At 33.5% G+C, this 12,213-nt stretch carries 10 protein-coding genes; 8 read left to right on the plus strand and 2 right to left on the minus strand.

The features are described 5' to 3' along the window. The first annotated feature begins 100 nt into the window (after positions 1 to 100). Together thiL and amrS are read left to right on the plus strand one after the other, a co-directional pair. On the plus strand, positions 101 to 1,024 hold the full coding sequence (thiL, locus tag QZU75_RS02850) for a thiamine-phosphate kinase (protein ID WP_296881439.1): 924 nt from the start codon (positions 101 to 103) through the stop codon (positions 1,022 to 1,024). Next, positions 1,011 to 1,883, plus strand: coding sequence for an AmmeMemoRadiSam system radical SAM enzyme (gene amrS / locus QZU75_RS02855; RefSeq protein WP_363139634.1), 873 nt, complete (start codon positions 1,011 to 1,013; stop codon positions 1,881 to 1,883). The genes thiL and amrS overlap by 14 nt, the downstream gene beginning before the upstream one ends. A gap of 573 nt (positions 1,884 to 2,456) precedes the next feature. On the opposite strand, the gene QZU75_RS02860 is transcribed toward amrS, so the two are convergent. Continuing rightward, the gene (locus QZU75_RS02860) at positions 2,457 to 3,662 is read right to left on the minus strand and encodes a DUF2264 domain-containing protein (RefSeq protein ID WP_296881441.1); all 1,206 of its coding nucleotides are present in this window, start codon (positions 3,660 to 3,662) and stop codon (positions 2,457 to 2,459) included. A gap of 125 nt (positions 3,663 to 3,787) precedes the next feature. On the opposite strand from QZU75_RS02860, the gene hacA reads away from it, so the two are divergent. The 5 genes from hacA (at position 3,788) to mmp11 (ending at position 8,013) form a co-directional block, all read left to right on the plus strand. Beyond that, on the plus strand, positions 3,788 to 5,032 hold the full coding sequence (gene hacA / locus QZU75_RS02865) for a homoaconitase large subunit (protein ID WP_296881442.1): 1,245 nt from the start codon (positions 3,788 to 3,790) through the stop codon (positions 5,030 to 5,032). Positions 5,033 to 5,036: 4 nt separating this feature from the next. Then, on the plus strand, positions 5,037 to 5,516 hold the full coding sequence (locus tag QZU75_RS02870) for a 3-isopropylmalate dehydratase small subunit (RefSeq protein WP_296881443.1): 480 nt from the start codon (positions 5,037 to 5,039) through the stop codon (positions 5,514 to 5,516). Continuing rightward, positions 5,491 to 6,498, plus strand: coding sequence for an isocitrate/isopropylmalate family dehydrogenase (locus QZU75_RS02875; RefSeq protein WP_296881444.1), 1,008 nt, complete (start codon positions 5,491 to 5,493; stop codon positions 6,496 to 6,498). Before QZU75_RS02870 ends, QZU75_RS02875 begins: the two co-directional genes overlap by 26 nt. A gap of 151 nt (positions 6,499 to 6,649) precedes the next feature. Then, a complete protein-coding gene (ribH, locus tag QZU75_RS02880) occupies positions 6,650 to 7,066 on the plus strand; it encodes a 6,7-dimethyl-8-ribityllumazine synthase (protein ID WP_296881445.1) in 417 nt (138 codons plus the stop codon). An 8-nt stretch (positions 7,067 to 7,074) separates the two neighbouring features. After that, complete coding sequence (mmp11, locus tag QZU75_RS02885) at positions 7,075 to 8,013, plus strand: methanogenesis marker protein 11 (RefSeq protein ID WP_296881446.1); 939 nt, start codon at positions 7,075 to 7,077, stop codon at positions 8,011 to 8,013. A 46-nt stretch (positions 8,014 to 8,059) separates the two neighbouring features. Here the strand turns inward: mmp11 and QZU75_RS02890 are convergent, their stop codons facing one another. After that, entirely contained in the window at positions 8,060 to 9,781 is a 1,722-nt protein-coding gene (locus tag QZU75_RS02890) for a glycosyltransferase (protein WP_296881447.1), read from the minus strand. Between the two features lie 148 nt (positions 9,782 to 9,929). Between QZU75_RS02890 and QZU75_RS02895 the strand changes: the two genes are divergently transcribed. Then, positions 9,930 to 12,083 carry a Tex family protein gene (locus QZU75_RS02895; RefSeq protein ID WP_296881448.1) on the plus strand — a complete coding sequence of 718 codons (2,154 nt, stop codon included), beginning with the start codon at positions 9,930 to 9,932 and terminating at the stop codon, positions 12,081 to 12,083. The last annotated feature ends 130 nt before the right edge of the window (positions 12,084 to 12,213 follow it).

Raw genomic sequence — 12,213 nt, forward strand, 5'->3', positions numbered from 1 at the left:
TACTATTTTTTTAACATTAACGATTGGCATTTTCTTTTTCAAACTCTAAATAAATAATTTTCAAATAACTATATTTATTTTAAAATCAATAGTAATATTCATGAGCTTAAAAGTCTCTGATATTGGTGAAAAAGAATTAATTAGATATATCATTGCTAATTCTAGGAGTATTACTCCTGATGATACTGCCATTACCAAATTAAATTCTACAAATCTGATTTCAACCTGTGATATGCTAATTCAATCCAGACATTTTCCCGAAAACATGTCTTATTTTAATATGGGTTTTAAAGCTGTTACTGTTAATGTAAGTGATCTTGCAGCAATGGGGGCCGAACCTTTAGGATTTCTTCTGGCTATTGCACTTCCTAAAGATTTAAAATTGGATTCATTTAAAGAAATTATTGAAGGTGTATTGAATGCCTGTAATTACTATCAAATTCCTCTTATAGGTGGGGATACCAATGAAGCATCTGAAATTATTATTTCGGGGACTGCTTTGGGAATTACTGATAAGCCATTGATGAAAGACACCTACAATATCGGTGATTTAATAGCTGTTACGGGCGATATTGGACTGGCGGCATTGGGTTTTGAATTGGATTCTTTTGATAATATTTATATAAAACAGGCTTTAAAGCCAGAAGCCCGCATAAAAGAAGGTTTGATTTTAAGGGATTTTGCCACATCAGCCACAGACATTACAGACGGGCTTGCCAGTGAATTGTATGAGATTAAAAAAGATGGTTTTGGATTCATGATTCATGAGGAGCTTTTGGGAATTTCTGATGAATATAAATCCTTAGCTGAAAAATTTAATTTAAATTATCTGGATTTGGTTTTGCATGTCGGTGAAGACTTTGAGCTATTGTTTACAATATCCGGAGATGATTTAGAAAAATTGCCTATTGATTATAAGGTGATTGGAGAGGTTACAGATTCGGATGTCATTGAATTAACGCTTGAAAATGGATTTGTAGAAAGAATTGAAAATAAGGGCTATGAGCATTATGTTAGTGAGTAGAGAATTATACAAAAAAAGTTCCAAGACACAAAAAATCAGATGTGAAATCTGTGCAAACTATTGTAAAATAGCTGATGGTAATGTCGGAATATGCAAACAGTATAAAAACATTAACGGTGAGCTATTTGATGAATCATATGGTATTGTTTCATCATTAAGTCCTGATCCGGTTGAAAAGAAGCCTTTAAATAAATTTTTACCAGGCACATTTACATACTCCATTGGCGGTTTTGGGTGTAACATGACATGTTTGCACTGCCAGAACTATATGATATCTCACGAATATGATAAAAATTCAAGAGGTATTAAAATAACGCCGGAAGCTATTGTGGAAAATGCAATTAAATATAATTGTAAGTCAATTGCTTGGACCTATAATGAACCTACTATACACTTGCCTTTCAGCAAAAAAACTTCGCTTCTTGCAAAGCGTGAAAACTTGAATGTAATATATGTCAGTAACGGTTACTATTCAGACAAATCCATTGAAGAGGTTTTGACTTTTGTGGATGCATTCAACATAGACTTGAAATCCATGTCCAAGGATTTTTACAAAAAGGTCTGTGGAGCTGATTTGGACATTGTTTTGGATAATCTTAGAAGAATTTATCTTGAAGGAAAACACTTGGAGATAACAAATCTGATTATTAATGATTATAACGATTCAATTGATGAAATTACTGAATTGTGTGATTTTGTTGTTGGTGAATTAGGTCCTGAAGTTCCACTTCATTTTTCAAGGGCATTTCCTTACTATAAAATGGATGACATATCCCCAACACGGCCAGAAATTCTGTTTAAAGCACGTGAAATTGCTTTAGAAAAAGGAATTGAGAATGTTTATTTGGGCAATATTTAGGTGATGGTTAGGTGATTGAATTTCACCCAGATAAATATTGTCTATTTTCAAAAAATGTCACAAATTAAAATTCCAGTTCACTGAAATCGTTTTCATTAACTCCTCGCCTTGAAAACTATAACATATTTTTGATTCATATTCAATATTATCAAAAATGCTATTATCTTATAATAAGCTTATTAATTGCTTGTTATAAGTGACTGCTAAAAAATAATGGAGTCTAAAAGCATTTCAACCATCATCCGCCTCATAGGAGGAAACTTGAATAGGAATTTAAAGGGTTTCAAATTAATTTCTCCAATTTTTTTAAAAATTTTTATGAGTTCCAGTACTCATTATTTATTACTTTTTTATATAAAGTATTACTTTTTATTTAATTATTAATATTTAAATATTATGAAAAATAAGAATTAACTATTGGAATTTATTGGAATTCAAATTTAGTTTTCCAATATTAATAATTGTTAGGGTTTTTTTAACCCTACTTTTATTAAAATAGCTTTTTTTAGAAGAAAATTCATTGTATTAATGTATTTTAAATTTTAAAAACAGAATATAAAAAAAGAAAAAAATTTAAAAATCAATAGATTGATCTCTTTTTATTTGGTGTCCATTCCATGCTTGCACACTGGTCCATTCTGCAGGTTCGGAAGTCCAAAATGCATCGCTGGCATCTAAACCTAATGGTAGGAACACTGTACAGCAGAAATAAAGACTGCCTGTGTTGATATCACTTTCTGAAATATCAGTTTGTGAACCATTTAATCCAAGAAGCAACCATCCGTTGTTTGAAAAGTTTTGGTTTTCACTGAATTGTTTTTTCAAAACGGCTGTTAGAGCGCATCTAACCTGTGCAGGATTAATATTTCTTGGTAATATTTTTAATAAAGCTGCTTGTGATAGTAAATGGAAAACACCGCAACGATATGATAGACAACTTCCTATCAGAGGATAAGTAGCATCAGGTGCGATTGTTCTTTCCAGCTGTGATGATAATCTTGATGATCTCATCAATTGAACGTCAAGAAATTCGCCTTCTGCAATTCCATATTTTCTCATTACTTTTAAAATATCGTTTAACATAGGATGAATTACCATACTGTTGAAGTAATCAGAAGTAAAAACTTCTCCGTCAGAGTAAATTCCATCTCCCCTATAGAAATCATCTCTGAATCTGCTAATACCATAACTTAAACGCTCTTTATCACATTCTCCTGTAAATTCCAAAAGAGCAGCTTCAATCATGGATGTAAATAACAACCAGTGATTTTCGTATGGTGCAATAACTCTTGTATTTTTGAGTTCACGGATAATTCTTGCCTGATCATCCATTTGTAAATTAAGCCAAATTTGATTTTTGGCTCTTAATAATCCTTGAGCAAATAAAGCGACATCAACTAAAGATTGTTTTGGTTCAACTACAAATATATAGTCGTTATTGTTAGGATTAACTGCATTGGAGATAGCTCTTTTTGTCATGCGAATGTATTTTTCACGGACGATTCCTTCTTCAGAGTTATCGGCTCCTAACTCTAACCATGGTGCAATTCCATTAAACACACGTGCAAAAGCTTCAAGATATGAAAATTTTTGACCTTCGAGACTAGGGGACTCATAAGGCATATTCTTCCTTAATGAACTTTTTGCAAGGTTATTCAAAACAGGATATGCTATTTTTTGTAAAGTTGAAACCCAGAAAACCCTGTCACTTAAAGAAAACTCTTGTTCTTCAATAACAGGTTCTTCTTTTTTTCTTAGTTTATTCAAAAATGATGCCATAATAATAATTTAGAATACATAATATATAAATTTAAGATATTTGAAAAATGAATTTTTTTTAAAATAAAACGAACTTATATATTTTATAAAATACATATAATTATCATTATTAAGAGGTTGATAATATGCCAACAATGTCAGAGAAAATATTAGCTAGAGCATCTGGTAAAGATACAGTTGAAGCTGGAGACATAGTTATAGCAAATATTGATGTAGCGATGACACATGATTTAACCGGACCTCTTTCAGTAGAATCCTTTGAAAAAATTGGAGCTGAAAAAGTTTGGGATTCGTCAAAAATAGTAATTCCATTTGATCATCAGGTTCCAGCAGATTCAATTGATTCGGCGAATAATCATATTATTATGAGAGATTTTGTTGAAAAACATAATATTGAGAACTTTTATGATGTTAATGCTGGTGTTTGCCATCAGATACTTCCGGAATTAGGTCATGTCGTGCCTGGAGAAGTAATTGTGGGTGCTGATTCACATACTTGTACTCATGGAGCTTTAGGTGCATTTTCTACAGGTATTGGTTCAACAGATATGGCCATGGTATTTGCTGAAGGTAATTTGTGGTTTAAAGTACCTGAAACAAACAGGTTTGAAATCACAGGCAATTTGAAGGAAAATGTTTATGCAAAAGATGTTATCCTACATATAATTGGCCGGATGGGAGCCGATGGTTCAACATACAAGGCATGTGAATTCGCTGGAGATACTGTTAGTGACATGAGCATTTCTGACAGAATGGTTTTATGTAATATGGCCATTGAAATGGGTGGAAAAACAGGATTGGTAGAAGTGGATCAAAAAACCATTGATTATGTTGAAAGCCGCTCGGATAAGCCATATAAAATCTATAAAACAGATTTGGATTCACCATCTCTTAATATAATTGATGTTGATGTTAGTGACTTGGAGCCCCAAGTGGCTTGTCCGCATAATGTTGATAATGTAAAGCCTGTAAGTGAAGTTGACCAAGAGTTAGACCAGGTATTTTTGGGGTCCTGTACAAATGGAAGGCTAAGCGATTTAAGGGATGCTGCAAAAATACTTAAAGGCAATAAAGTAGCTAAAGGCACTAGAATGCTGGTTATTCCTGCATCCAGGGAAGTTTACTCAAAAGCTCTTGATGAAGGTTTAATTAGAATATTTGTTGATGCAGGAGCACTTGTATCTGCTCCTTGCTGCGGTCCGTGTCTTGGAGGACATACTGGTATAATAGGTCCTGGAGAAGTAAGCCTTTCTACTTCAAATAGAAACTTTAAAGGAAGACAAGGTTCACCTGACGGAAAAGTATACTTATCCTCAGCAGCTGTTGCGGCAGCTTCAGCCATTGAAGGAAAAATTGTAGCGCCGGAGTGATATTGTGAAAGGAACTGCATGGAAATTTGGAAACGATATTGATACGGATATTATTGTTCCTGGAAGATATTTGATTTATACAGATGAAGAAAGATTGGCCGAACACTGTATGGAAGGTTTGGACGCTGATTTCAATAATAAATGCAAAAAAGGGGATTTCATTGTAGCCGGAAGGAATTTTGGTTGCGGTTCATCTCGTGAGCATGCACCTATTGCACTTAAAGGCGTTGGCATTTCAGCAGTAATAGCAGAATCTTTTGCCAGAATATTCTATAGAAATGCTACAAATGTTGGTGTTCCGCTTTTGGAAGCTCCAGGAATTACAGAACTTGTTGAAAACGCTGAAGAAATTGAAGTTGATATGGAAAAAGGAATAATAACTAATGCAAATGGAGAATCAATAACATTTAAAAAATTGCCTCCATTCATGTTAGAAATATTAGAGCAAGGTGGTTTAATTGAATACCTCAAAAACAAAAGATAAATATCAGATTGCCATTGTTCCAGGTGATGGAATAGGAAAGGAAGTAATGGAAGCTACAATCTTTGTTCTTGATAGTTTAGGTATTGATTTTGATTATGTTTATGGTGATGCAGGCGATGAATGTCTTGAAAAAACTGGAACAGCTCTTCCAGGTGAAACTTTAGACATTATTCGCAATGCTGATGCCTGTTTATTTGGTGCAGCTGGAGAGACTGCAGCTGATGTTATTGTAAAAATACGTCAGGAAATGAAAATGTTTGCAAATTTAAGGCCTGTAAAAGCATATCCAAATACAGATTCATTGTCTGATGACATTGATTTTATGATTGTCCGTGAAAATACTGAGGGTATGTATATAGCAGATGAAGAGGAATTCACTGATGAAGGGGCTGTTGCAAGACGTATAATTACAAGAAATGCTGAAGAGCGCATTATTGATTATGCGTTTAATTATGCAGTTGAAAACAATAAATCCAAAGTTACAGCTGTTCATAAAGCTAATGTATTAAAGAAAAGTGACGGTTTGTTTAAGGAAATTTTCTATGAAGTTGCTCAAAACTATCCGGATATTGCAACAGAGGACTTTTATGTAGATGCAACAGCAATGTATCTCATTACACAACCTGAAAGCTTTGAAGTCATTGTAACCACAAATCTCTTTGGTGACATATTGTCAGATGAAGGTGCAGGTCTTGTAGGAGGGCTTGGTTTAATTCCTTCTGCAAATATTGGTGAGGATGCAGCATTGTTTGAACCTGTACACGGTTCAGCACCGGATATTGCAGGAAAAGGCATTGCAAATCCGATTGCAATGATGTTGTCATCTGTAATGATGCTTAGATACATTGGTGAAATTGAAGCTGCAGACAAATTTGATGCAGCTATTTTAAAAGTATTAAATGATGCTAATGTTTTAACCGGTGATTTGGGAGGTAATGCTTCCACTATGGAAGTAGCTCAAGCGGTTAAAAATAATTTATAAAAATTAAAGGAGAAAAAATATGAATTTCAAAAAATTAACTAGAATGCAATTGGCAGCACTTTTTATCATATTCATTATGGTAGTTAGTGGGGTCGCAGGATTCCTTCTCATTATATTTAGTGGTGGAGCATAAAATTAAGAGGTAGATAAAATGGTAAAATATGAAATTGCAGCAGTTGTTGCAGAATTTAATTATGATATAACTCAGATGATGTTAGAATTAGCTAAAGCTGAAGCTAAAAATAGAGATTGTGAAATTACAAAAGTAGTAGCTGTACCTGGCGTATTTGATATGCCTCTTGTAATTAAAAAATTATTACAAAAAGGCGAATATGATGCATTAATTACTTTAGGCGCTGTTATTGAAGGTGCAACAGACCACGATCAAATTGTAGCACAACATGCTTCCCGTAAAATCGCTGATTTAGCACTTGAATATGATACTCCAGTTGCACTTGGAATTACTGGTCCGGGAATGACTAGAATGGATGCTCACAGACGTGTTAAAAACGCAAAAAGCGCTGTTGAAGCAGCTATTAAAATGTGCGACAGATTAAAAGAAATTTAGATGGTTATATGGAAATTTTAAAACCAAATGAATTAAGGGAAAAATTTCAGGACCCTTGGATTGCACCATACGAAAAGGTATTGACTATGGTTGATGGGGATAAAGTGGAACTTGTAGAGTACCATCCATGCATTTCAGGGTCTCATTGGTTGTTAAATCAATACAGAAACAATTCCGAGTTAATAGATTCAGCTTATCGTGATGGAAACAAGCATGTTTACTCATGTCATGTTGGAAGTGCACCATTGGACTTAAAAGCTAGTTTTAATGCTGCGGGAATCGATGAAATTGTCATTGACGGCGATGAAGTTAAAGTTACTCACGCAGGTCTTGCAGGTGCTGGCGTTGGAGCTGGAATGTGCAGAGGAATGGGTGAAGGAGTAAAATACGTTGAGCTTATTGAAGTTGGCGGAGGCTCAAAAGAAGGTAAAGCTACTGTTGTAACTCCTAAACTTGAAAAAGTTGTTATTGGTGTTGATGATACTGATACTAAAGATGCTGGAGCTACATGGACAATGGCCCATAATTTAGGTGTTGAACTTGCAAGTGAAGGTTTTGAATACTTGGATCATATCATTGTGCAACTTTATCCGCATAATCCTCACAAAACTCAAAATTGTGTTTCTATTGCATTGACATTTGCAGTTGAAGAATCCAAAAAGGAAGATTTAATCAATAGAGTTATTGAAATTCTTAAAAGAGATACATTATCTGATAAAACAGCAATAGCTGTTTTAGAAGGTTTAGATATTCCTCAAAAATTAAGAGAATACTCAATTGATACCAAATCCGGAATGATGGATGTTGAAACTGCAGAAAAAGTTGCAAAAGAATTAGATATTCCATTAATTGCTGTTACTGGTGAACAGGGTAAAGTCGGTGCTTTGGCTGCACTTGGTCTTTATGATGATGTTGAAGAAGCAGTAAAAGCATATGATAAAAAATAATCTAAGATATTATTCTTAGATTTTTTACTATTTTTTTTAAAATTAACTAAATGTTTCTTATATAAATATTCAGGAAAGTATTTTGGTCCTGTCTTAATAATTGTTTTATTGAAGTGTTGTTTGTTGGCATGAAGTTTATTTTGATGTTATGGCCGTTATATGTAAATTCCTGAGTAGTATTATCAAATGTTCCGTTTGCATATTTGATAAACATTACAGGTTCATCATTGATGCTTGCGTAATATGTTGTGTTGTTTTTAAAGATTCCATAAGAGCTGGCAACACTAACATTGTCAATGATTACTTCATAGTTGCATGAAGTTTTATCTCTTGATGTTATAATAAAGTTCTCGGAAACGGACGTATTATTGTTTTCGAACTTATGAACTACACCTGTTCCTTCAAATATTTCTTTCAAACGGCTGTTTTGAATAACTGAATCTGTCTGTAGGTCTAGAGCTTTTTGGGCATCCAGCGGTAATCTAAGTCTGCCTCCATCACCGGGTCTGGTTTCATTAATTGTATATGATACATCCTTGATAACAACTGTATCATTTAATCCAATACCCAACGTCATCATGGCATCATCAGGCATACGTATCTGATTTGATTCATTTTCAATAGCAGTATCTATAATGTATGGGCCTCTTGCAGAAATAGCATTGCTTGACTGGTGATTGTCGGCATATATGATTAAATTCCTTGAGTTAGGCTCTATTGAGAGAACACCGTTATCATAGTGGGCCGCACCAATAAATGTTGAAATCATTAAAAGAAGAACGACAATGGAAATTATCATTGGGAAATGAATTTTAACAAAGGACCTTATAATATTTTTACCGGGGGTCTTTCTAAAGATTACAATTGACTGGAAAACGACTTTTACTATGTAATAAATTGAAATTATGACTCCAATTACTGTAAAAATTACAGCAACTTCAAGAGGGATGAATTTAACGAAAAATACGATAAATAATCCAAGAATAACAAGAGACAAACCTACGATAGCCATTCTGATATAATAGCCGATATCATCAATCATTGTTACTCTTCCGTACTTGTTAGCACGGTTAATAATTGTTCTTACAACTTCGTTTGCCATCAGATTCAAATCAGCAAGCGGAGACATATCATGCTGTATTGCACCGATGTCCACTTCCAGAATAGATATTCCTAAAACATCAGCGTCAATAACGATACCTACATCAACACCGTAGTCCTTTTCAAAATTGATTTTCTTTAATATATCTTTACGAGCCGCAAATTGACCGCTTAAAGGCTGTTCAAATGAAATTTCTGGGAAAAAGTAATTTAAAAGCGGTTTTGCAGTTAGTTCAGTTACACGTCCACTTTCACGGGCAAATTTGGTTTTTGTAATTTCAGCTTTACCTTCAAGAATTGGCCTAATCATAGCCTCAACTTTTTTAGAGGTTAAATTATAAATGTCCGCATCAATAAAAGCTATAATATCACAATCCACTTTTTTATAACCAGTATATAATGCTTCACCCTTACCTTTATTGGTTTCATGAGATATCACTATTGCGCCTGCATTTTCAGCTTCTTCAATGGTATTGTCACTTGATCCATCATTAACAACAATGATTTCATCTACGAAGGATGCCTTTTTTACCACTTCAACTACTTTGGCAACGGTATCCTCCTCGTTGTATGCTGGAATAATAACTGAAACCTTTTGATATTTTTTAGGTTTTTCACTTTTTATGCTAGCTAATAAAAAGATAAATATTACAAAAAACCAATACACTAAAATTCACCGTAATTTTTTTTAATCATTTATAAATATGTTATTAAAGTAGATATAAATGTTATTGAAATTTGAGAGAGTTTTTTACAAAAAATTTTAAATTGATTGTAAATCTAATTTAGAAATATAAATTTTAGGATTGTAACTGATGATTATTAATACTTTAGAAAAGGAATTGAATTTAGCCGATTGGCAAGTTAAAAAAGTTATAAAACTTATTGATGATGGAAATACCATCCCGTTCATTGCAAGGTATAGAAAAGATGTGACAGGTTCACTCAATGATGAAACATTAAGAAAATTTGATGAAAGATTGAAATATCTTAGAAATTTGGAAGAAAGAAAGGAAAAGGTTTTAAAAAGAATTGAGGAACTTGGAAAACTAGACGATAATTTGAAAAGCCAGATTTTAAATGCAAGTTCTTTGGTTGAACTTGAAGATTTGTACAGGCCTTATAAATCTAAAAAACAGACAAGAGCTACTAAAGCGCGTGAAAAAGGATTACAACCTTTTGCAGAAATTATACTTGCTCAGGAAGTTAATGAATCTGTTAAAAAAATAGCCAAAGATTATGTGAACCCTAAAAAAGAAGTTAATACTCCTGAAGAAGCAATACAGGGTGCACAGGATATCATTGCAGAAATAATTTCAGACAATTCTGATTTTCGTAAAAAAATCAGGCAAAATACTTATTTCACAGGCCAGATTACTTCAAAAGCCAAAGATAAAGATATTTCAACAGAATATGAAGTTTATTATAATTATTCAGAAAATATCAAGAAAATTCCTCCACATAGGATTTTGGCAATCAACAGGGCGGAAAAGGAAGGCGTAATTAAGGCAAAGATTGAATGTGACAGTGATGATATTAAAAGGTATTTGGCAAGACATACATTAAAAAACATTTCCAGCATTCCTGAAAAAATAGAATACAATCGATATACCACTCCGATTATTAGGGAAGCTATTGATGATGCTTACAAAAGGTTGATTTCACCTGCAATCGAAAGGGAAATCAGAAATTACCTTACAGCTAAGGCCGAAGAGAAATCCATTGAAGTGTTTGCTCAAAATTTAAATCAGGTATTGATGGAATCTCCTCTTGTCGGTAAAACTATTTTAGGTTGGGACCCGGCTTTCAGGACAGGTTGTAAACTTGCAATAATTGATGAAACTGGAAAAGTACTTGATACTGCACTGATTTATCCGACTGAACCTCAAAATAAAGTCGCTGAATCAATTGAAACTGTTCGCATGCTGATAGATAAATATGACATTAACGTTATAGCTATAGGAAATGGTACTGCTTCAAGGGAATCCGAAGAAATTGTTGCAAAAATCATTAAAGGAACAAATGTGGAGTACATCATCGTTAATGAAGCTGGAGCGTCAGTATACTCTGCATCTAAATTGGCTGATGAAGAGTTTCCTGACTTCACTGAAGGTGAAAGGAGTGCGGTTTCTATTGCAAGAAGACTGCAGGATCCTTTGGCTGAACTTGTTAAAATTGACCCTAAATCCATTGGAGTTGGACAGTATCAGCATGACATGAATCAAAAACAGCTTTCAGAATCTCTGGATGGGGTTGTTGAAAAGGTAGTAAATGAGGTCGGTGTTGATTTGAATACTGCATCATACAGCTTGCTTAACCATGTTTCTGGAATTGGAAAGACTACAGCTCAAAACATAATCTCTTACAGGGATGAAAATGGAAGTTTCACAAACAGAAAAGAGCTGTTAAATGTGAAAAAGTTAGGCAAAAAAACATTTGAGCAATGTGCAGGTTTTGTAAAAATCGATAATCCCTATTATCCTCTAGATAACACTACAATTCATCCGGAATCTTACAGTGCCACTAAAAAGCTTCTAAAAAAACTTAACTGCACGGTCAATGATATCGGTTCCACTAATTTAAAGTTGGATAATCTTGATTTGGAAAGTATTTCAGAGGAGCTTGATATTGGTCAGGAAACGTTAAAAGACATAATTGGTGAACTTAAAAAACCGGGTCGTGACCCTCGTGAAGACATGCCAAAACCGATTTTAAGAAAAAACGTGCTGTCAATTGAAGATTTGGAAGAGGGAATGATAATGCAGGGAACTGTAAGAAATATTGTTGATTTTGGCGCATTTGTAGATATTGGAGTTCATCAGGACGGATTGGTTCATATATCCCAATTGGTTGCTGATAAATATGTCAAACATCCTTTGGATATTGTCAGTGTTGGACAAATTGTTGATGTAAAAGTTTTGGATGTTGATTTAAAAAGAAATAGAATTAACTTATCAATGATTTTGTAATCAAAATCTTTTCATGATTGAGCAATATTATTGACTCTTTCAAAAACTTTGTTGATTTTAAAAATTCAATGTAGTTGACAGGATATCTTTTAAATTACTAGAAAACACAAAAATGAAATGTGTTTTAAAA

Source organism: uncultured Methanobrevibacter sp., from assembly GCF_902764455.1.
Lineage (GTDB): Archaea > Methanobacteriota > Methanobacteria > Methanobacteriales > Methanobacteriaceae > Methanocatella.

Coding starts and splice junctions, on each gene's coding strand:
- amrS (WP_363139634.1), top strand. CDS start 1,011: ATGTTAGTGAGTAGAGAATTATACAAAAAAAGTTCCAAGACACAAAAA.
- hacA (WP_296881442.1), top strand. CDS start 3,788: ATGCCAACAATGTCAGAGAAAATATTAGCTAGAGCATCTGGTAAAGAT.
- thiL (WP_296881439.1), top strand. CDS start 101: ATGAGCTTAAAAGTCTCTGATATTGGTGAAAAAGAATTAATTAGATAT.
- QZU75_RS02895 (WP_296881448.1), top strand. CDS start 9,930: ATGATTATTAATACTTTAGAAAAGGAATTGAATTTAGCCGATTGGCAA.
- ribH (WP_296881445.1), top strand. CDS start 6,650: ATGGTAAAATATGAAATTGCAGCAGTTGTTGCAGAATTTAATTATGAT.
- mmp11 (WP_296881446.1), top strand. CDS start 7,075: ATGGAAATTTTAAAACCAAATGAATTAAGGGAAAAATTTCAGGACCCT.
- QZU75_RS02860 (WP_296881441.1), bottom strand. CDS start 3,662: ATGGCATCATTTTTGAATAAACTAAGAAAAAAAGAAGAACCTGTTATT.